The sequence below is a fragment of the Streptomyces barringtoniae genome (assembly GCF_020819595.1).
Classification (GTDB): domain Bacteria; phylum Actinomycetota; class Actinomycetes; order Streptomycetales; family Streptomycetaceae; genus Streptomyces; species Streptomyces barringtoniae.
In genome coordinates this window covers 155,949-176,405 of the sequence record NZ_JAJHNP010000015.1, presented here as the reverse complement: position 1 = coordinate 176,405, position 20,457 = coordinate 155,949, and the positions used below count along the sequence as shown (strand labels likewise).

General features: G+C 72.6%; 18 protein-coding genes and 1 pseudogene. 5 read left to right on the top strand and 14 right to left on the bottom strand.

What is annotated here, in order from left to right; genetic code table 11:
* Positions 1 to 116 precede the first annotated feature (116 nt).
* From LMU33_RS26480 to rimP, 8 genes are all read right to left on the bottom strand, one after another.
* Positions 117 to 4,286, bottom strand: a complete 4,170-nt coding sequence (locus tag LMU33_RS26480) for a S1 family serine peptidase (RefSeq protein ID WP_228623102.1) — start codon at positions 4,284 to 4,286, stop codon at positions 117 to 119.
* A 315-nt stretch (positions 4,287 to 4,601) separates the two neighbouring features.
* A complete protein-coding gene (gene truB / locus LMU33_RS26475) occupies positions 4,602 to 5,507 on the bottom strand; it encodes a tRNA pseudouridine(55) synthase TruB (RefSeq protein ID WP_228623101.1) in 906 nt (301 codons plus the stop codon).
* Positions 5,504 to 5,965: a 30S ribosome-binding factor RbfA gene (rbfA, locus tag LMU33_RS26470; RefSeq protein ID WP_228623100.1), complete on the bottom strand. Its 462-nt coding sequence runs from the start codon at positions 5,963 to 5,965 to the stop codon at positions 5,504 to 5,506. The genes truB and rbfA overlap by 4 nt, the downstream gene beginning before the upstream one ends.
* 51 nt (positions 5,966 to 6,016) lie before the next feature.
* The gene (locus LMU33_RS26465; RefSeq protein ID WP_228623099.1) at positions 6,017 to 6,310 is read right to left on the bottom strand and encodes a DUF503 domain-containing protein; all 294 of its coding nucleotides are present in this window, start codon (positions 6,308 to 6,310) and stop codon (positions 6,017 to 6,019) included.
* A 197-nt stretch (positions 6,311 to 6,507) separates the two neighbouring features.
* Positions 6,508 to 9,579, bottom strand: coding sequence for a translation initiation factor IF-2 (gene infB / locus LMU33_RS41745; RefSeq protein ID WP_228623098.1), 3,072 nt, complete (start codon positions 9,577 to 9,579; stop codon positions 6,508 to 6,510).
* A 144-nt stretch (positions 9,580 to 9,723) separates the two neighbouring features.
* Positions 9,724 to 10,020, bottom strand: a complete 297-nt coding sequence (locus LMU33_RS26455; RefSeq protein ID WP_228623097.1) for a YlxR family protein — start codon at positions 10,018 to 10,020, stop codon at positions 9,724 to 9,726.
* A gap of 141 nt (positions 10,021 to 10,161) precedes the next feature.
* Entirely contained in the window at positions 10,162 to 11,148 is a 987-nt protein-coding gene (gene nusA / locus LMU33_RS26450) for a transcription termination factor NusA (protein WP_228623096.1), read from the bottom strand.
* A gap of 2 nt (positions 11,149 to 11,150) precedes the next feature.
* Positions 11,151 to 11,669 carry a ribosome maturation factor RimP gene (gene rimP / locus LMU33_RS26445; protein WP_228623095.1) on the bottom strand — a complete coding sequence of 173 codons (519 nt, stop codon included), beginning with the start codon at positions 11,667 to 11,669 and terminating at the stop codon, positions 11,151 to 11,153.
* Between the two features lie 322 nt (positions 11,670 to 11,991).
* On the opposite strand from rimP, the gene LMU33_RS26440 reads away from it, so the two are divergent.
* The 4 genes from LMU33_RS26440 to LMU33_RS26425 all read left to right on the top strand — a co-directional run bounded on the left by LMU33_RS26440 (position 11,992) and on the right by LMU33_RS26425 (position 14,752).
* Positions 11,992 to 12,501, top strand: a complete 510-nt coding sequence (locus LMU33_RS26440; RefSeq protein WP_228623094.1) for a hypothetical protein — start codon at positions 11,992 to 11,994, stop codon at positions 12,499 to 12,501.
* Positions 12,498 to 12,998 (top strand): ferritin-like domain-containing protein, encoded by a 501-nt coding sequence (locus tag LMU33_RS26435; RefSeq protein WP_228623093.1) that lies wholly within the window; start codon positions 12,498 to 12,500, stop codon positions 12,996 to 12,998. The genes LMU33_RS26440 and LMU33_RS26435 overlap by 4 nt, the downstream gene beginning before the upstream one ends.
* A 53-nt stretch (positions 12,999 to 13,051) precedes the next feature.
* Positions 13,052 to 13,951: an aminoglycoside phosphotransferase family protein gene (locus tag LMU33_RS26430; RefSeq protein ID WP_228623092.1), complete on the top strand. Its 900-nt coding sequence runs from the start codon at positions 13,052 to 13,054 to the stop codon at positions 13,949 to 13,951.
* An 87-nt stretch (positions 13,952 to 14,038) separates the two neighbouring features.
* Positions 14,039 to 14,752, top strand: a complete 714-nt coding sequence (locus LMU33_RS26425) for a hypothetical protein (protein WP_228623091.1) — start codon at positions 14,039 to 14,041, stop codon at positions 14,750 to 14,752.
* A gap of 27 nt (positions 14,753 to 14,779) precedes the next feature.
* Here the strand turns inward: LMU33_RS26425 and LMU33_RS26420 are convergent, their stop codons facing one another.
* The 5 genes and pseudogenes from LMU33_RS26420 to LMU33_RS42320 form a co-directional block, all read right to left on the bottom strand.
* Entirely contained in the window at positions 14,780 to 16,483 is a 1,704-nt protein-coding gene (locus tag LMU33_RS26420) for a proline--tRNA ligase (protein WP_228623090.1), read from the bottom strand.
* A 74-nt stretch (positions 16,484 to 16,557) separates the two neighbouring features.
* On the bottom strand, positions 16,558 to 17,088 hold the full coding sequence (locus LMU33_RS26415) for a GNAT family N-acetyltransferase (protein WP_228623089.1): 531 nt from the start codon (positions 17,086 to 17,088) through the stop codon (positions 16,558 to 16,560).
* 21 nt (positions 17,089 to 17,109) lie between these two features.
* Positions 17,110 to 17,958, bottom strand: a complete 849-nt coding sequence (locus tag LMU33_RS26410; protein ID WP_228623128.1) for a GNAT family N-acetyltransferase — start codon at positions 17,956 to 17,958, stop codon at positions 17,110 to 17,112.
* Between the two features lie 231 nt (positions 17,959 to 18,189).
* Positions 18,190 to 18,351 (bottom strand): annotated as a pseudogene (locus tag LMU33_RS41245) (barstar family protein); the annotation flags it as partial.
* Positions 18,352 to 18,561: 210 nt separating this feature from the next.
* Positions 18,562 to 18,822, bottom strand: coding sequence for a DUF8616 domain-containing protein (locus LMU33_RS42320; protein WP_504967699.1), 261 nt, complete (start codon positions 18,820 to 18,822; stop codon positions 18,562 to 18,564).
* Here LMU33_RS42320 and LMU33_RS26400 point away from each other — a divergent pair.
* Complete coding sequence (locus LMU33_RS26400; RefSeq protein WP_228623088.1) at positions 18,811 to 19,107, top strand: ATP-binding protein; 297 nt, start codon at positions 18,811 to 18,813, stop codon at positions 19,105 to 19,107. The two genes, LMU33_RS42320 and LMU33_RS26400, sit on opposite strands and share 12 nt — an antisense overlap.
* A gap of 24 nt (positions 19,108 to 19,131) precedes the next feature.
* Here LMU33_RS26400 and ispG read toward each other — a convergent pair whose 3' ends face one another.
* Complete coding sequence (gene ispG / locus LMU33_RS26395) at positions 19,132 to 20,289, bottom strand: flavodoxin-dependent (E)-4-hydroxy-3-methylbut-2-enyl-diphosphate synthase (protein ID WP_228623087.1); 1,158 nt, start codon at positions 20,287 to 20,289, stop codon at positions 19,132 to 19,134.
* Positions 20,290 to 20,457: the final 168 nt, after the last annotated feature.

Sequence of the window (20,457 nt, the reverse complement as noted above, 5' to 3'; positions counted from 1 at the left end):
GCCATGCCGGGTGCCCCGGACCCGCATCGGTATCGGGGCTGTGACCGGGCGCACGTTCCGGGCCGGCTTCCCGGCCGTCCCTTTTCGCCTCCGCTCGGGCCCTACGTCCGTGCCGCTCACGCCGGTACGCGGACGCCGGCGAGGTTCTCCAGCATGCGGCGGGTGCTGGGACCCACGACGGCGGCCCATTCGTCCGGGGTGGCGGCCAGCCAGCCGGCCATGCGCGCGGCGAAGCCGGGCACGTGCCGGCCCAGGTCGACCAGGCCGCGGTCGAAGCGTGCGGCGCCCTCGGGAGTGCGGACGAGGAGCAGCCCGGTGCGGTGGACGAGCCCACGGATCTCCTCGTCGCGACGGTCGCGGTCGCCGTCGCCCTCGCCGCAGCCGTCGCTGTCGCTGTCGCCGTTGCCGTTGCCGGGTTCGGCCGCCGCGTGCAGGACGGCGTCCAGCACGGACGGTTCCTGTTCCCGCGCGAGCAGCACCTCCAGCAGCTCCCGGCGCAGCGGGCGGGAGGCGGGGGTGCCGGCGGCGGCGAGGACGGTGGCGAGGGCGGCGCGGAGCTGTTCCGGGGCGTCCTCGAGCAGGCCCGTGACCAGGGGCAGCAGGACCGGGCGGACGGTGGGGCCCTGGGCCAGGCGGCGGTCGACGTGGGCGGCGAGGCGGCCGGCGGTCTGCGGGCGCAGCCGTACCGCCTCCCGGATCAGGTCTGCCACCTGGCGGGCCAGGGCCGGCGTGGTGACGTCGGTGAGGGTGCCCAGGGCCTCCTCCGCGTGCGGGCCGCGCAGCCGGGCGCGGAAGGCCTCCAGGACCGGTTCGGGGTGGGTGGTCAGGGCGGGGGCCAGGGCGCTCGGCGGGAGTTGCGGGTCGCCGTCGGCGAAGTGCCGCAGGGCCGCAGGGAGATGCCGGTCGCGGGTGTGCGGGTCGTGGACGAGCAGGGCGAGGGCGTCGCCGTGCAGGGTGCAGTCGGCGGGGCGGGCGAGCAGGGCGAGGGCGGCGTAGCGCAGCAGCTCGCGGTCGGCCTCCGAACGGACGTGCGATGCCACGCGCAGGCCGAAGGTCACGGCCGCGACCCGGCGGGCGGGGCGCTCGTCGTGCGCCCAGCGGTCGACCGCCCGGCAGACGGCCGACGGCTCGTCCTCGGCGAGGGTCGCGAGCAGTTCGTCGGCACGCCGGTGCGCGGCGGCCACCAGGATCTCGGTGAGATCGTCCAGCGCGCCGTGCCGGTGGGTGTGCAGCAGCGCCTGCGCGGCGGTCGCCACAGTGGCGTGCGGGGTTGCCGGCAGCGGCCGTTCGTCGTCGAACCAGCAGGTCAGCCTCGGCTGTACGACGGCGGGCGCGGCCGTGAGCAGCCGGGCGACGGCGTCGAGGTAACGCTCGCCGGCCTCCGGGGGCGCCTGGTCGGCCAGCACGAGCCGGCGCAGCAGCTCGAGCCGCTCGCTGTCGCGGACCGGCAGCTCGGTCCAGAAGCCGGGGCCGAACTCGGCCGGCACGGGCCGCTGTGCACGGCGCCAGGCGACGATCCGGTCGGCCAGCACCCGCAGCACCTGGGTGTACGGCGTCGCGTCCGGGACCTGCAGCAGGGTGCGGGCCAGCAGCCGGGCGGCCCACCAGGAGCCGGGGTCGCGGTCCAGGGCGTCCGTCAAGTCCCTCAGACGGGACGCCAGTTGGCGCTCGCCGTGCTGCCGGGCGAGGAGCAGCAGGGCCTGGACGACGGGGCCGACGCGATGGCGCGGCACCGGCACGGGAGCGGTCTCGCCGTCGCCACGGGGGCGGTGGACCAGGGCACGCAGGGCCTCGTCGAGGTCGAGGTGCATGCCCTGGATCCAGTCGGCCAGCTCCTCGTGCGCGAAGCGGTAGCCCCGGCCGGCCGGGACGAGCAGACCCTCGGTCAGTACGGCGGACGCCCAGCCGCTGCCGCCGCCGAGCCGGTCCGGGGCGGGCCCCCAGGGGAACACCGCCTCGAACGACGCCCGGTCCAGCTCGCCCTGCCCGGGCCCGAGGCTCCGCCGGGCGGCCTCGTGGACCTGCCCGGCCACGCGAGCGGCGAGCCGGCGTACGGCGGTGCCGCGCAGCCCGCTCTCCGCGGCCAGCCGGACCGCGATCCGCAGGCACATCAGGTCCAGGTGGGCGGCGAACACCTCGTGCCGGTCGACCGGCCCCGCGATCTCCGCATCCGGGGTGGCGGCCCGGACCTCGGACAGCAGCCGGAGGGTGAGCGGATGCCGGGCGTCGCCCTCGGCGAGGGCACCGTCGGGGATCGCGTAACGCACGCGGGCCAGACGGGCCTCCTCCGCCGTGAGGTCGGGAAGGTGCAGGCAGGGCGGCAGGGGTGCCGTGGGCCCGGTGGGCGCGGTGCCGGGCGGGGTGCCCTGTGCGTCGGGAATCCCCGGCCCCGCACAGCCCGTCGGCGCTACGGGACCGTCGGGGGCGCCTGGGGCCTCGCATCCGGCTGAAGCAGCGCAGGCCGCAGGACCGGCCGAAGCCCCGGAAGCGGCAAGACCGCCCGGAACCGTGGAGCCGATCCGAGCCTCGGCTCCGGCGGAACCCGCCGAAACCTCGGATGCGGCGGAACCCGTCGAACCCGCACAAGCAGCGAACCCGGCCGAGGCCCCGGAACCAGCGGAACCCGCCGAAGCCGCACAAGCAGCGGACCCCGCCGAAACCCCGAAACCAGCCAACCCGGCCGAAACCCCGGAACCAGCGGAACCCGCCGAACCCGCACAAGCAGCGGACCCCGCCGGATCCCCGGAACCGGCGGAACGAGCTGAAGTCGCCGGAGTCGCCGGAGTCGCCGGAGTCGGCGGAGTCGGCGGAGTCGCCGGAGTCGGCGGAGTGGTGGTGGCCGCGAGGGGCGTCGGTGTGTGCAGCAGGTCGGCCGGGAAGTGGGCTCCCGCTCGCTCCCAGTACTCCTCCCGGCAGGCGACCGCCAGGCGCGCCCCGGTGCTGCGCAGCCAGGCCGCCGTCCCCCTGGTCCAGTCGGGGAGGCGGTGGGCGAGCACGGGGGGCATCTCCTCGGGGCCGTCCAGGAGGAGCAGGAGCGGACGGCCGGCCCGGGCGGCGAGGTGGGCCAGGTGCTCGGGAGTGAGGTCGCCGAGGGATTCGGGGCGCACGGAGCGGGCGGCGGCGACGATCCTGGCGGCCCGTTCCAGGGCGCGGCGGGCCGCATCGGCCACCGAGTCGTCGGCATCCTCCAGGTCGGCGCCGCGCAGCCACAGCGTCGGTGCGGGCCGCTCGCCGTGGGCCCGGCGGGCGGCGAGGGCCGCGAGTGCCGTCGTACGGCCGCTGCCGGGGGCGCCGACGAGCCCGAGCACGGCCCGGTCGCCGTCCATGAAGGCGGCCAACTCCTGTGCGACACCGTGGCGTTCGACCGGTTCCACGGCACCGGCGAGAAAGCGCTGCGGTCCGTCCTGGCCGACCGAGGTGGCGGTCAGCTGCAGCATGCCGGCCAGGTTGAGGTCGGCGCCGTAGGCGGGCACGGTGGCCGCGTTGCGGGCGAGCAGCTCGCCGAGGGGGCCGTCGCCGGGCCGCAGCGGGACCGCGAAGCCGATGTCGCGCTGCGCGGAGTGCAGGGCGGTACCGAGGACGCCGATCACCGCGCCGGTCTGGGCGTCGAGCACCGGTCCCCCGGCCGCCCCGCCGCCCAGCCGCAGCGCGTCCCGGCCGGCGGTGCCGATCGCCAACTCCAGCGCGTCCTGGAGGAGGTGGAAGCGGTCGGTGGCGGTGTACGTCACCTCGGTGGCGGCCAGCACCCGCGCCTGACGCCAGCAGCCCGCGGGGATCCGTACATACGTTCCGGCATCGATCCGCTCCCGCACGGACAGCGGCAGCGGGTCCAGCCCCAGGCCCTCGGTGCGGACCAGGGCCAGGTCGCGCTCGGGCAGTGCGGTGACGGCGTCCGCGGCGACCACACAGGTCCGGTCGCCGCCCGCGACCTGCAGCACGAGCCGGGGCAGGCCGTCGACCGTCTCGTGGCTGGTGAGCAGGGTGCCCTGGTGATCGGCGAGGAAGCCGACGCCTCGGAGACGGCCGGCGAGGTCGCGGATCTGGACGAGGGCGGGGTCGGGGCGGGGGCCGTCGTGGTGCGTGCCCGGGGTGGCTGTGGGGTTGGAGAGGCCTACGATGCTGCCGGTGCCAGTGGTGCCGATGGTGCCCGTGGTGTAGGTGGTGGCGCCGGCGCACCTGTCGTCCTTACGGTTCCGGTGTCCCCGGCGGAAGCCGTCCGCCGCCTCCCCCGTACCGTCCGCCACCGGCCGGCGACCGCTTCCGGTGCGCGGACCCCGTCCCGTCATGGCCGTACCTCCCCGCCTTGCCCTTGTGCCCTGTTCAAGACGGTAGGCGGGTGATGATCGGCGGGACAGTTCGTGTGGCGAACGCGCCCCCTTCCGCTCCCCCGGTTCACTCCGAGCGCCTGCCCGGTCGGGTGAATGGGCGGGTGCGGCTGGATAACCCTAGGGATGGGGGAACCGAGGGGGGACCGTGGAGCGGCGGCAGGGGGCCCACCCCGTGGCCGGCCGCCGCTCCACGGGCAGCGCCCATGGCATCCGTCGCAAGCGCCCATGGCATCCGTCTCGGCATTCGTGTCGGCCGGAGACGGTCCAGACGTCTCAGCCGAAGACGGCCAGGCTCTTGGCCTTGCCCTTGTGCTGTTCGACCAGTGCGAGGAAGCGGCCCTCGAGGTCGAAGACGGCGACGGGACCGGTGCCCGCGTACTCGTCGGGCATCTCCAGCCGGACGCCGTTCAGCAGCAGCCGGGCGCGCCGGGCGTCCACCTGCCAGCGCGGGAACGCGGCCGCGGCGGCGTCCGCGATCGGCATCACGGCCAGCTCCTTCTGGAGCTGGTCCAGCGTCCTCGCCGCATCGATCTTGTACGGCCCGACGCGCGTCCGGCGCAGCGCGGTGAGGTGGCCGCCGACGCCGAGGTCGGCGCCCAGGTCCCGGGCGAGGGCGCGGATGTAGGTGCCGGAGGAGCAGGCGACGGAGACGACCAGGTCGAGGACCTGGGTGCCGTCGTCGGTCACGGCGTCCCGGACGTCGTACACCGAGAAGGAGGAGACGGTCACCGGACGGGCGGGGATCTCGAAGTCCTCGCCCTCGCGGGCCCGCTTGTACGACCGAACGCCGTCGATCTTGATGGCGCTGACCTTGGACGGGACCTGCATGATGTCGCCGGTCAGCTTGGCGATGCCGGCGTCGATGGCGTCCCGGGTCACCTTGGAGGCGTCGGTGGACGAGGTGACCTCGCCCTCGGCGTCGTCGGTGACGGTGTTCTGGCCCAGGCGGATGGTGCCCAGGTACTCCTTCTCGGTGAGGGCGAGGTGCCCGAGGAGCTTGGTGGCGCGCTCGACACCGAGGACCAGGACGCCGGTCGCCATCGGGTCGAGGGTGCCGGCGTGGCCGACCCGGCGGGTCCTGGCGATGCCGCGCATCTTGGCGACCACGTCGTGCGAAGTGAAGCCCGACGGCTTGTCGACGATGACGAGGCCGTCGGGCGTGGTGTGCTTCTGGGTCATTCCGCGGCGTCGCCGTCCGTCTCGGTCGTGTCGTCCTCGGCCGGCTTGCGGTACGGGTCCGCGCCGCCCGCGTAGCTGGCGCCCGCGGAGGCCTCGCGGACCTTCTCGTCGGACTGCCGTGCCTTGTCGAGGAGGTCCTCGATGGTCCGGGCGGTGTCCGGCAGGGCGTCCGCGACGAAGGTCAGGGTCGGCGTGAACTTCACACCGGCCGCGCGTCCGACCTCGGAGCGCAGGATGCCCTTGGCGCTCTCCAGGCCCGCCGCGGCGGCCTTCCGCTCCTCGTCGTCGCCGTAGACCGTGTAGAAGACGGTCGCCTCCCGCAGGTCACCCGTGACCCGGGTGTCCGTGATGGTGACGTGCGAGCCGAGCCGCGGGTCCTTGATCCCGCGCTGCAGCTTCTGGGCCACCACCTCCCGGATGAGGTCCGCCAGCCTTTTCGCCCGCGCGTTGTCGGCCACTGGTCCGTCTCCCGTTCTTTCTTCTGCTTGCGTTGGTGTTGGGTCTGGTCGTCAGTCGTCTTCGCCGTGGAAGCGCCGTCGTACGGACAGCAGCTCCACCTCGGGGCGGGCGGCGACCAGCCGTTCGCACCGGTCCAGTACGTCGGTGAGGTGCGCCGCGTCGCCGGAGACCATGGCGAGGCCGATGACCGCTCGCCGGTGGAGGTCCATGTGGTCCACCTCGGCCGCGCTCACCGCGTACTTGCGCTGGAGTTCGGCGACGATCGGGCGGACGACGGAGCGCTTCTCCTTCAGCGAGTGGACGTCGCCGAGGAGGAGGTCGAAGGACAGAGTCCCCACGTACATGTTGTGTGCCGGGTCTACCCGCCGGTACGGGATCGATGGCCCCGGGGCCGTGTGGTCGGGGACATCAAGAACGGTACCGCGTACCCGCCGGTGGCTCGACAGGGTTTCCCGGCACCGTCGGCCGGGGGCGGAGCCCCCGGAACGGCGTGCTGGCCGACGGGACCGCAGTCCCGCCGGCCAGCACGAGCCGTCGGCCGTTACACCCGCGGCTTCTCCCGCATCTCGTACGTCGCGATGACGTCGTCGACCTTGATGTCGTTGAAGTTTCCGAGGTTGATACCACCCTCGTAGCCTTCGCGGATCTCGGTGACGTCGTCCTTGAAGCGACGCAGACCCTCGATGTTGAGGTTCTCTGCGATGACCTTGCCGTCGCGGACCAGGCGCGCCTTGGTGTTGCGCTTGACCTCGCCGGAGCGGATGAGGACACCGGCGATGTTGCCCAGCTTGGACGACTTGAAGACCTCGCGGATCTCCGCCGTGCCCAGCTCGACCTCTTCGAACTCCGGCTTGAGCATGCCCTTGAGGGCCGCCTCGATCTCCTCGATCGCCTGGTAGATGACCGAGTAGTACCGGACGTCCACACCCTCGCGCTCGGCCATCTGCGCCGCGCGGCCTGCCGCGCGGACGTTGAAGCCGATCACGATGGCGTCGGAGCCCATCGCCAGGTCGATGTCGGACTCCGTGACCGCACCGACGCCGCGGTGCAGGACGCGGATGTCGACCTCTTCGCCGACGTCCAGCTGGAGCAGGGAGGACTCAAGGGCCTCGACGGAACCAGAAGCGTCACCCTTGATGATCAGGTTCAGCTGCTGGACCTCGCCGGCCTTGAGCACCTTGTCCAGGTCCTCCAGGGAGACACGGCGCGTGCGCTTGGCGAAGGCCGCGTTGCGCTCACGGGCGGCGCGCTTCTCGGCGATCTGACGGGCCGTACGGTCCTCGTCGACCACCAGGAAGTTGTCACCCGCACCCGGGACGTTGGTCAGGCCCAGGACCTGGACCGGCGTCGACGGGCCGGCCTCGGCGACGTTGTTGCCGTTGTCGTCGAGCATGGCGCGGACGCGGCCGTAGGCGTCGCCCACGACCATCGTGTCGCCGACCCGCAGCGTGCCTCGCTGGACGAGGACCGTCGCCACGGCACCACGGCCGCGGTCGAGGCGGGACTCGATCGAGATGCCCTGCGCGTCCTGGGCCGGGTTGGCCCGGAGGTCGAGCGAGGCGTCGGCCGTGAGGATCACGGCCTCCAGCAGCGAGTCGATGTGCAGACCCTGCTTGGCGGAGATGTCGACGAACATGGTGTCGCCGCCGTACTCCTCGGCCACCAGGCCGTACTCGGTCAGCTGACCGCGCACCTTGGTCGGGTCGGCACCCTCGACGTCGATCTTGTTGACCGCGACCACGATCGGCACGTCGGCCGCCTTGGCGTGGTTGAGCGCCTCGACCGTCTGCGGCATGACGCCGTCGTTGGCCGCGACGACCAGGATCGCGATGTCGGTCGACTTCGCACCACGGGCACGCATGGCGGTGAACGCCTCGTGACCCGGGGTGTCGATGAAGGTGATCTTGCGCTCTTCGTCGTTGACCTCGGTCGCGACCTGGTAGGCACCGATGTGCTGGGTGATGCCGCCGGCCTCGCCCGCGATGACGTTCGTCTTGCGGATGGCGTCGAGCAGGCGGGTCTTGCCGTGGTCGACGTGACCCATGACGGTGACGACCGGCGGACGGACCACCAGGTCCTCCTCGTCGCCCTCGTCCTCGCCGAACTCGATGTCGAAGGACTCGAGCAGCTCGCGGTCCTCCTCCTCCGGGCTGACGATCTGAACCGTGTAGTTCATCTCGTCGGCGAGGAGCTGCAGCGTCTCGTCGGAGACGGACTGCGTGGCGGTGACCATCTCGCCGAGGTTCATCATGACCGCGACGAGCGACGCCGGGTTGGCGTTGATCTTCTCCGCGAAGTCGGTGAGCGACGCGCCGCGGGAGAGACGGATGGTCTCGCCGTTGCCGCGCGGCAGCATCACGCCGCCGACGCTCGGGGCCTGCATGGCCTCGTACTCCTGGCGCCTCTGCCGCTTCGACTTGCGGCCACGACGCGCGGGACCACCGGGACGACCGAAGGCACCCTGCGTGCCACCACGGCCACCGGGACCGCCGGGACGGCCGCCGAAGCCGGGACGGCCACCGCCGCCACCGCCCGGAGCACCGCCGGGACGACCGGCGAAGCCACCGCCACCGCCGCCGCCGCCGGGACGACCGGCGAAGCCACCGCCACCGCCGCCGCCACCGGGACGACCGGCGAAGCCGCCGCCGGGACGACCGCCGCCGCCACCGGGACGACCGCCGGCACCGGGACCGCGGCCGCCGGGGCCACCGCCGCCCGGACGCGGGCCGGCAGCGGGACGCTGCGGCATCATGCCGGGGTTCGGGCGCGGACCGGACGGGCCGGGACGCGGACCGCCCTGCGGGCGCGGCATGCCGGCGGGCGACGGACGGGAACCGCCCGCAGCCTGCGGACGAGGACCGCCACCCTGCTGGCCGGGAGCCTGCGGACGGGGACCGGCGCCGGGGGCACCCGGACCGCCCGGACGCGGGCCGCCCTGCGGGCGCGGGGCCTGCGGACGGGCCATGCCGGTGGAGCCACCGGAGGTGAAGGGGTTGTTACCCGGACGCGGACCGGCCGGACGGGCACCCGGACGCGGGGCCTGACCACCGGAACGCGGGGCACCCTGGCCCGGACGGGCCTGACCCTGACCGGGACCGCCCGGACGGGCACCGCCCGGCTTCGGGGCACCCGGACGGGCGCCGGGACGCGGACCCTGCGCGGCCGGGGCCTGCGGGGCCTGGGCGGCCGGCGGAGCGGTGAACTCCGGGGCGGCCGGAGCCGGACGCGGCGCGGGCTTGGGACCCGGAACCGGACGCGGACCCGGGGCCGCCGCGGGCGCCGCGGGGGCGGCAGGAGCCGCCGGGGCGGCCGGCTGCTGGGCAGCGGGCGCCGTCGCAGGCTTGGGGGCGGCCGGCCTCGGGGCAGCCGGACGGGCCGCCTGCGCCGGAGAGGGCGCGGCGGGCCTGGGGGCAGCCTTGCGCGGGGCGGGCTTACCGGCGGACTTGCCGCTGCCACCGCCCTGGAAGGCGTCGGTCAGCTTGCGTACTACGGGCGCTTCGATGGTCGAAGACGCCGAACGGACGAATTCACCGAGCTCCTGGAGCTTGGCCATGACGACCTTGCTCTCAACTCCGAACTCCTTGGCGAGTTCGTAAACCCGGACCTTAGCCACTTCGCTCCTTTGAGGTCCGGGTGAAGCCGGACCGTCGCTAGTTCATGGGCGTACTCATCGCGTACTCATCGAGTGCTCATCGCAATCTCGACCTGCTTTCGACTCGCGAGGTACCAGGCCGCACGGTGTTCCGTACGGCACGTCTTACGGTGTTGCCTGCTCGGCAACTGTTGTCTGCTCGACGTATCGGCGCAACGCCTTTGTGTCGAGCGGCCCCGGGGCGCGCAGTGCCCGCGGGAACGCCCGGCGGCGTACCGCCTGGTCGAAACAGACCAGTGCGGGGTGTACATAGGCACCCCGGCCGGGCAGCGTACCGCGAGGATCGGGGGCGCATGCGTCCTCGATCCTCACGATCCGCAGCAGATCGTTCTTGGCCGCCCGCTCCCGGCACCCCACACAGGTGCGTTCAGGGCATGCTCCGGCGTGCGTCCGGCCAGACACAGTTAAGTCTACCTCCCCGTACCGACCTCACCCCTTTGGGGCAAAGATCGAACGGCTGTTGTCGTAAACCAAGCGACCTGCGGCTTGGATCTATTCCCGCCGCCGCCCGGCTCCTCGGCGTCACAAGGTGTTATCCGAGTGTTACTCGGCCGCCTGTTCGGTGTCGGGCCGGATGTCGATCCGCCAGCCGGTGAGCCGGGCGGCGAGGCGGGCGTTCTGCCCCTCCTTGCCGATCGCGAGCGACAGCTGGTAGTCCGGCACGGTCACCCGGGCGGAGCGGGCGGCCAGGTCCACGACCTCCACCTTGCTCACCCGAGCGGGTGACAGTGCGTTCGCCACCATCTCGGCCGGGTCGTCCGACCAGTCGACGATGTCGATCTTCTCGCCGTTCAGCTCGCCCATCACATTGCGCACCCGGCCGCCCATGGGGCCGATGCAGGCGCCCTTGGCGTTCAGGCCCGAACGGGTGGACCGTACGGCGATCTTGGTGCGGTGACCGGCCTCACGGGCGATCGCGGCGATCTCGACCGAGCCGTCGGCGATCTCCGGCACCTCCAGGGCGAAGAGCTTCTTCACCAGATTGGGGTGCGTACGGGAGAGGGTGACCGACGGTCCGCGCACGCCCTTGGCCACCCGGACGACGTACGACCGAAGGCGCATGCCGTGCGGGTAGGTCTCGCCGGGGACCTGCTCCTGCACCGGCAGGATGGCCTCCAGCTTGCCGATGTCGACCAGCACGTTCTTCGGGTCGCGGCCCTGCTGGACCACGCCGGTGACGATGTCGCCCTCGCGGCCCGCGTACTCGCCGAGGGTCGCGTCGTCCTCGGCGTCGCGCAGCCGCTGCAGGATGACCTGCTTGGCGGTGGTGGCGGCGATCCGGCCGAAGCCCGACGGGGTGTCGTCGAACTCGCGGGCCTCCTGCCCCTCTTCCAGGTCCTCGGGGTCCTCCTTCGCCCACACGGTCACATGCCCGGTCTCCCGGTTGAGCTCCACGCGCGCGTGTCGGCGGCTTCCCTCGGTGCGGTGGTAGGCGATGAGGAGGGCCGACTCGATCGCTTCGACCAGCAGGTCGAAGGAAATCTCCTTCTCCCGAACCAAGCCCCGCAGGGCGCTCATGTCGATGTCCACGGCTACGCCTCCTCCTCTTCCTTCATGTCCTTCTCGGCCTTCTCGTCCTTGCGGTTGAACTCGACCTGCACGCGCGCCCTGGCGATCTCCGGGAAGCCGAGCCGGCGGGTGGTGGCCTTGCGGCCCTTCACCCCGGGCACCTCGAGGTCGAGGCCCTCGTCGTCGACCTTCAGAATCCTGGCGACCAGCTCGCCGCCCTCGGTCAGCTGGAACTTCACGAGCCGGTCGGTGGCGCGCACGAAGTGCCGGTGCTCGGTGAGGAGGCGCTCCGCGCCGGGGGTTCCGACCTCCAGGTCGTACGCCGCGTCGCCCATCGCGTTGGTCTCGTCGAGCTTCGCCGAGAGCGCACGGCTCACATCGGCGATGGCGTCCAGATCAGCTCCGGTGTCGGAGTCGACGACCACGCGCAGCACCCGCTTGCGTCCGACGGAGTCGACGGCGATCTCTTCGAGATCCAGCCCCTGGGACGTGACGAGCGGTTCCAGCAGCTCTCGCAGCCTCTCGCTCTGGGTGGTGCTCATCCGGGTGACTCCTCGGCCGCGTGTGCTGTTGTGGGATGGGTCGCGTGTCTGGTCAAAGGGTATCCGGTCGCAGGGGGTGTTGCCGTCCCCTCCGGGGGTGGGGCGGGGCGCCTGTGAGCTCGGAGGGCCGGGTCTTCGGGCGGGTGCGGTCGTGGGGGCCGTTCGCGCCCACGCGGCGGAGCCGCACATGGATACAGTCCCGCGCCCCTTGGGCGGGTCCCCTGAGCCGGTGACATGGGGCGAGGGTGTGCGCGGGTACCGTGATCACCGGCGGGCTGCCCTCCCGCCCGTGTGTTCGTACGAGCCCCCGAGGACGTCAGCCGTGCCGTACCCGCCACCCTTGCGTGCCCCCTCGGGGCCGCGCAGAAGATCCCTGCTCGCCTCGGCCGCCGGCGCCGCCCTGCTGGTGGGCTGCACCGCCGGTCCGGACTCCGGCGGCAGCAGCGCCTCGTCGGCGGAGGAGCGGGCACGCGCGCGTGCGGCGCGGGACAGCCAGGCGCTGCTGGAGCGGTACGACGCCGTCCTCGCCGCGCACCCGGGGCTGGCGCAGCGGCTGGGCCCGCTGCGGGCCCAGGTCGCCGCCCACACCGCTGCCTTCGCAGGGTCCGCGACGCCTGCGCCCTCGAAGTCGCCGTCCGTGTCGCACTCTTCGACCCCCGTGCCGGCCACCGAGAAGGACGCCCTCGCCGCCCTGGCCGCCGCCGAGCGCACGCTCGCCGACCGGCGCGCCCGGAGCCTGCTGGACGTGCCGGGCGAGCTGGCGCGGCTGCTGGCGTCGGTGGCGGCGGCCGGGGCCACGCACGCGTACCTGCTGACGAAGGGGGCGAAGTGAGCGACGGGACGAGGCCGGCCGAGCTGACCGCACTGCAGGCGGCGCTGGCGGCGGAGCACGCGGCGGTGTACGGCTACGGTGTCGTCGGCGGCCGGATCGGCGCGGCGCGGCGGAGCGAGGCACGGGCGGCGTACGACGCCCACCGGGCGCGCCGGGACGCGCTGATCCGCGAGGTCCGCGACCTGGGCGGGGAGCCGGTCGCCGCGAACGCCGGGTACGCGCTGCCGTTCCCGGTGCCGGATTCGCCCGCCGCCGTGCGGCTCGCCGCACGGCTGGAGGAGCGGGTGGCGGGCGTCTACGCGGACCTGGTGCGGGCCGCGACGGGCGCGCGGCGCGGCGCGGCCGCCGCCGCGCTGCGGGAGGCCGCGGTGCGCGCGGCGCGCTGGAGCGGGGAGAGCGTAGCCTTCCCTGGGCTCGCCGAGCGGTCCTCCGGCGAAGGGACCGGTGCGGCCGGTACGACACCGTCGGCCCCCGCCTCGGCCTCGGTCTCCCCGTGACCGCATGAGGCGCCCGTACGACAGGACCCGGACAGGAAGGGAACGACTCACGCATGGCTTTCGAACCGCCGCCGCGCCTGGTACGGGCGCTCGGTGAGACGGCACCGGCCGGGGACGACTGGCTCGCCCAGCTGCCCGTGTCCGCCGAACGGGCCGTTGCCAGGCGCGAGTTGACCGTGGAGCGGGTTCAGGTACCGGGTGGGCGCAGCAGCCTGGTGGTGCTGGTGCGGCGGGCCGACGGCAGTCCGGCCGTGCTGAAGCTGGCCCCGCCGAGGGCCCGTCCGGAGAGCGAGCGGGCGGCGCTGGCGCACTGGGGCGGGCTGGGCGCCGTACAACTGCTGGAGGCGGACGCGGAGGACGGTGCGCTGCTGCTGGAGCGGCTGCACCCGGATGTGTCCGTGCGGTCGCTGCCGGAGGCGAAGGCGCTGCTGGAGGCGGCGGGCACGCTGCGACGGCTGTGGGTCGAGCCGCCGGCCGGTCATGCCTTCGAGTCCGTCGCCGAGCGCACGGGGCGCCAGGCGGCGGCGATGCGGGCGGGCGCGGAGGCCGACGCCGAGGTGGCGCCGCTGGTCGACGCGGCGCTCGCGGCCCGCGAGGAGTTGCTGGCCGCGCCGCCCGAACACCGTTTGCTGCACGGTACGTTCCGGCAGAGCAAGGTGCTGGCCGGGGAGCGGATGCCGTGGCTCGCGGTGGGCCCTGATCCGGTGGTCGGCGAGTGCGCCTTCGATCTGGCGCGGCTGGTGCGGGACCGGGTGGAGGACCTGATCGCGGCACCGGCGGGCGCGGCGACGACACGACGGCGCATCAAGCGGCTCGCCGAGTCGCTGGAGGTGGACCAGGAGCGCTTGCGGGGGTGGACGTTGTTCCGGGCGGTGGAGTCGGGGGTACGGGCCCGGCGCGTCGGCCGCGAGAAGGACGCGGAACTGCTGCTGGAGTTCGCGAGCTGGCTCTAGGCATGAGTAGGCGTACTCATGCACATGGGTAGGCGGACCCGTGCCGGCTGGGCCGGGTGCCGGGCAGAGTCGCCGCATGCGGCCAACATGGCGCAGGGGGATGCTCACGGCGCCGGCCGGGCTGCTGGTGGCGGGCTGCTCCGCCGCGCAGCCGGATGCCGGCGAACGCCACACCGTCCGGCGATCTCGTCGGCGGCGCGGCACCAGCGGGCAGCGGCGGAACTGGCCGTTCGTGAGCGGGCGAAGGCCTTCGCCGCGCTTCCCTCACTGGAACCCGTCCTGCTGCGGTTCAGCGACTTCTGCTTCGGCCGGCGCCAGCCCGATCTCTTCGACCAGTCCGAGGACCCCGACGTGGTGCACTGCCGGATGGACGCCATCGCCTACTACGGCGCGCCCCGCGGGGTGACGCCGACGCTTCGGGACATCGGCCGGGCGCACCTCGGCGACTGGGGCGGCCCGACGGGCGGGGACCCGGACACCGGCGGGGTCGGCGGGCTCCGGTACGCCCTGGAGTACCAGCGGGACAAGGGCCGGCAGGCCGACGGGCTGCGCCTGTCCGAGCCGGAGCTCAACGATCCGTCGTTCACCGTCGAGTGGGACGACCCGTGGGACCCGGCGTGGCGCGTCCAGGACCCCACGCCGTGTCCCTCGCCCGCCCCGGACGGGCGGTGCGGTCTGGAGCCCGGCGGCACCACCCTCGCCGAGGCACGCGCCCGCTACGGCACCGTCTCCTCCGTCACCTTCAGAAGCCGGGAGTACTGGACGCTCTCCCGGCAGGAGTGGCGGCGCTCGCACACGTGACCGCCGCCCTCACCGTCCGTCAGGCCGTCAGGCCGTCAGGCGGGCGATCGCGTCCTCGGCCGGCAGTTCCTCGCGCTCGCCGGTCCTGCGGTCCTTCAGCTCCAGGACGCCCTCGCCGGAGCGGCGGCCGGCGACCAGGATCTGCGGGACGCCGATCAGCTCGGCATCGGTGAACTTCACGCCCGGGGAGACGCCGGCCCGGTCGTCGACCAGGACGCGGACGCCCGCGGCGGCCAGCTTCTCGGCGACGTCGAGGGCAAGCTCGGTCTGCAGGGCCTTGCCGGCGGCGACCACGTGCACGTCGGCCGGGGCGACCTCCTTGGGCCACACCAGGCCCTTGTCGTCGGCGCTCTGCTCGGCGATGGCCGCGACGGCGCGGGAGACGCCGATGCCGTAGGAGCCCATGGTGACGCGGACCGGCTTGCCGTTCTGGCCGAGGACGTCGAGCTTGAGGGCGTCGGTGTACTTGCGGCCCAGCTGGAAGATGTGGCCGATCTCGATGGCACGGTCCAGCTTCAGGCCGGTACCGCACTTCGGGCAGGGGTCGCCCTCCTGCACCACGACGACGTCCACGTACTCGTCGACCTCGAAGTCACGGCCGGCGACGACGTTCTTCGCGTGCGTGTTGTCCTTGTTGGCGCCGGTGATCCAGGCGGTGCCGGGGGCCACGCGCGGGTCGGCGATGTACTTGACCTTCTCGCCCAGGCCCTGCGGGCCGACGTAGCCGCGCACCAGGTCGGGGCGGCCCGCGAAGTCCCCCTCGGTGACCATCTCGACGACCGCCGGGGCGAAGTGCGCCTCGACCTTGCCCAGGTCGACCTCACGGTCGCCGGGCACGCCGACGGCGACGATCTCGCCGTCCACCTTCACCAGCAGGTTCTTCAGCGTGGCGGAGGCCGGGACGCCGAGGGAGGCGGCCAGGGTCTCGATGGTCGGGGTGTCGGGGGTCGGGATCTCCTCCAGGGCCGGGACGGCCGAGCCGTCCACCGGCTGGAGCGCGTACGTGATCGCCTCCGTGTTGGCGGCGAAGTCGCAGTTCGGGCAGTCGGCGAAGGTGTCCTCGCCGGCCTCGGCCGGGGCCAGGAACTCCTCCGACTTCGAGCCGCCCATCGCGCCGGCGGTGGCCGCGCAGATGCGGTAGTCGAGGCCGAGGCGCTCGAAGATGCGCTGGTAGGCCTCACGGTGCAGGGCGTACGACTGCGCGAGCCCCTCGTCCGCCAGGTCGAAGGAGTACGAGTCCTTCATCAGGAACTCGCGGCCGCGCAGGATGCCGGCGCGGGGGCGGGCCTCGTCGCGGAACTTGGTCTGGATCTGGTACAGGATCACCGGCAGGTCCTTGTAGGACGTGCACTGGTCCTTGACCAGGAGGGTGAAGATCTCCTCGTGGGTCGGGCCGAGGAGGTAGTCGCCGCCCTTGCGGTCCTTGAGGCGGAACAGCTCCTGGCCGTACTCGTCCCAGCGGCCGGTTGCCTCGTACGGCTCGCGGGGCAGCAGGGCGGGGAGGGTGACCTCCTGGGCGCCGATGGCGTCCATCTCCTCGCGGACGATCCGCTCGACGTTGGAGAGGACCTTCTTGCCGAGGGGCAGCCAGCTCCAGATACCGGCGGCCGTGCGGCGGACGTAGCCGGCGCGGACGAGGAGCTTGTGGCTGAGGACCTCGGCGTCCGCCGGGTCGTCGCGCAGCGTCTTCGCCATCAACTGGGACATGCGCTGGACCGGTGCGTTCGCCATGATTCTCGTACTCCTGCCGGGAAAACGGTGATGGCAAGGAGGTTAGCCGGGCTTGCTGCGGGGGCGGAAATCGGTTAGTGCCTGCGGAGGGGCAGGTGGGCGCCCATCACCGCGTACGGCTTCGGCGCGCTCGGGAAGTGGACCTGGCGGGCGAGGTCGACGTACCCGAGGGAGAAGTACAGGCCACGGGCGGGGCTGTCGGTGTCGATCGCGGAGAGGATCGAGCGCGGTTCGCCGGCGGTGTCGGTGATCGTGGTGATGAGCCGCCGCCCGATGCCCCGGTTCTGGTGGTGGGGGTGGACGTGCAGCTCCGTGATCACGAAGGAGTCGTCCAGCCAGAAGTCGTTGCCGTTGGCGCGCAGATACGGCTCCACCACGGTGGACCACCAGTGGGTGCGGGAGTTGGGCATGCCGTACACGAAGCCCACGAGGTGATCGCCCACCGTGGCACCGAGGGCCCGCGCGCCCGGGAACTGCATGTGCCGCTGGACGATCTGCCGGCGTACGGCGACCTCGTCGGGGCCCAGACCGAAGGCTACGGCCTGGACGGCCAGGGCCTCGTCGACGCGGGCAGCGAGGTCCAGGGAGCCGATCACGAGGTCCATGCCCGGGAGCGTACAGGGGGCTCAGAACAGGACGCTCATGAAAGCGCCCACCTCCTGGAAGCCCACCCTGTGGTACGTCCGCCTCGCCGCCGTGTTGAAGTCGTTCACGTACAGGCTGACGACGGGCGCCACGTCCGCCAGGGCATAGCGCAGGACGGCCGCCATCCCCGGTGCCGCCAGGCCCCTTCCCCGGTGCTCGGGAGCCACCCAGACGCCCTGGATCTGGCAGGCCTGGCTGGTCGCCGCGCCGATCTCCGCCTTGAAGACGACCTTGCCGTGCTCGTCGAGGCGGGCGAAGGAGCGGCCGGAGCCGACGAGTTCGGCGACGCGGGCCTGGTAGAGCAGGCCGCCGTCGCCGGCCATCGGCGATACGCCGACCTCTTCGGTGAACATCGCCACGCAGGCCGGCATGATCGTCTCCATCTCGTCCTTGCGGACGCGGCGGACGTAGGGGTCCGGGGCGATGTCGGCGGGCATGCGGTCGGTGACCATCAGGGGCTGGTGGGGGCGGACCTCGCGGGCGGGTCCCCAGTGCGGTTCCAGCAGGCGCCACAGAGCTGCGGTGGAATCGGCGGGACCGACGATGGAGGAGCAGCGGCGGCCGGCCCTTCTCGCCCGGTCCGCGAAGGCGCGGACGGCGCGCGGGGTGGCACAGACCGGGACCAGATTGGCGCCCGCGTAGCACAGGGACGTGAGCATGCCGTCCTCATACCAGCCCCACATCTCGCCGCCGAGGCGCCACGGGTCGAGACCGGCGACCTGGACCCGTGAGGTCACGAAGGCGTTCGCGACCGGCTCGCGGCCGAGTATGGCGAGCGCGGCGTCAAGGTCGCTCGGTTCGAGCACCCGAGAGGTGGTCTGGGTCAACACGTGCGGGGCCTCACCCTGGGGTTCTGCTGGTCCCGGCACTTTACCTCGTGCGATTGTGCGGCGCCTCGGGGCGAGGAAGGGGGGCCCACCTGCGAAGGAGCTCCCGGCGCAGCTCTTCCTGGACCTCTTTCCGGCCTCGGGCGGGCACAGCAGTACGACGTCGAAGGTGATCTTCTCCTGTCCCGGCAGCTCGGGTCCTCCCGCCCAGAACGTCACGGCGTCGTTCAGGGCCCGCCAGAGGATCCCGCGTTTGCGAGCGGCCTTGAGCCAGTGAAGATCACGCAGGCGGTCCCGCAGGGCGTGCCCGTTCCAGCCGAAGCGGTCGGGCAGGCGCAGCGCCTCGTAGAACTGGGTGAACACCCCGTCGGCGTCGCACATCTCCTGGCCCTGCATCCGGGCCGAGTGGATCAGGCCGGTACGCGGGAGGGCAAGGGGCAGGCTCACTTCGACGGAGATGTTGAGCAGCGCTTCGTGCTGGACTGAAGGAGTGCGGTAGCTCCGCCCGGCACGCGGAAAGCTCCACCCATGACATCGATGGTCAATTCCATCATGTCGAGGATGGGGCCGACCACATCGTCTACCGGGTACTTTCCCGCACACGATTCAGGCCGAGGCACGAATCCGCCCCAGGATTGTGAATACCCTGGATCCATTTCCTGGTAAAAGCCGATCAACTTCGTCTTGGCCTGCGACGACGGGAAGGAAGGTCCGCCAGTATCCACCGTTGTCGATCTGCGGAATCTGCCCCGGGCCCAGCAGCGGATTGGTGCCTGCCCTGTCCGTGGGTGCCCTTACGGTGACGCCCATTTCGTTGGCTATCTGCTGGGCGATACCTGAGCTGTCCGCCCCGGAATGGCACACCATGAGTCGAAGCGGCCCACCGTTCTGATCACCGCCGGACTCGTAGCGAATGCGGTCCGGCGCGGGCACGTACCCGGGCGGGACCTCCGCCTGCGGCTCACCGAGTCGTCCGGCACCCTGCGCCTGGAGGTCTGCGGCACTTGTACCGAGCGGCTGCCCGGGCTGCGGGTACCGGCCGACGAGTCCGGGCGGGGGCTGCTGCTGGTCGCGGCGCTCGCCGACAAGTGGGGCGGCACGCCGCCAATCCGTCTGGGCGGAGGTATGGCTGAGTCCCGCCACCAGCGGTAACGGGACTCACGAAAGCCGAAAAGATCAGCCGGCCACCGACACCGACGGCTCACCCGAGGCCACGCCGTCCTGTTCCATCTGCTCGGCCAGCTTCATGGCCTCCTCGATGAGGGTCTCCACGATCTTGGACTCGGGGACGGTCTTGATGACCTCGCCCTTGACGAAGATCTGGCCCTTGCCGTTGCCGGAGGCGACGCCGAGGTCGGCCTCGCGGGCCTCGCCCGGACCGTTGACCACGCAGCCCATGACGGCGACGCGGAGGGGGACCTCCATGCCGGTCAGGCCGGCTGTGACTTCCTCGGCGAGCTTGTAGACGTCCACCTGGGCGCGGCCGCAGGACGGGCAGGAGACGATCTCCAGGCCGCGCTGGCGCAGGCCGAGCGACTGGAGGATCTGGAGGCCGACCTTGACCTCCTCGACGGGGGGAGCCGAGAGGGACACGCGGATGGTGTCGCCGATGCCCTGGGAGAGGAGCGCGCCGAAGGCCACCGCCGACTTGATCGTGCCCTGGAACGCCGGGCCCGCCTCCGTCACCCCGAGGTGGAGCGGGTAGTCGCAGCTCTCGGCGAGCTGCCGGTAGGCCTCGATCATCACGACCGGGTCGTTGTGCTTGACGGAGATCTTGATGTCCCGGAAGTCGTGCTCCTCGAAGAGGGACGCCTCCCACAGCGCCGACTCGACCAGGGCCTCCGGCGTCGCCTTGCCGTACTTCTGGAGCAGGCGCCGGTCCAGGGAACCGGCGTTGACCCCGATCCGGATCGGCGTGCCGTGGTCCTTGGCGGCCTTGGCGATCTCCTTGACCTTGTCGTCGAACTGCTTGATGTTGCCGGGGTTCACCCGGACCGCCGCGCAGCCCGCCTCGATCGCCGCGAAGACGTACTTCGGCTGGAAGTGGATGTCCGCGATCACCGGGATCTGGGACTTGCGGGCGATGGTCGCGAGGGCGTCCGCGTCGTCCTGGGTGGGGCACGCCACGCGGACGATCTGGCAGCCGGACGCCGTCAGCTCGGCGATCTGCTGGAGGGTGGCGCCGACGTCGGACGTACGGGTCGTGGTCATCGACTGGACCGAAACGGGCGCGTCTCCGCCGACCGCCACGCTTCCGACCTGGATCTGCCGGCTCTTCCGGCGCTCGGCGAGCTTGGTCGGAACGGACGGCATGCCGAGAGAAATCGCAGTCATCTGCTGTGCAACCCCAAGTCGTGGATCAAGGTCCGGTCCCGTCTACGGTCGGGCTCCAGGCTTCGAGATTACGGCACCGGCCTTGGCGCCAGCACATCCCACCCGGCAAACCCACTCGATGGAGGGCGGCCCGGAGGACAGGCTTCCGGGCTGCCTCGAACGTCGTGC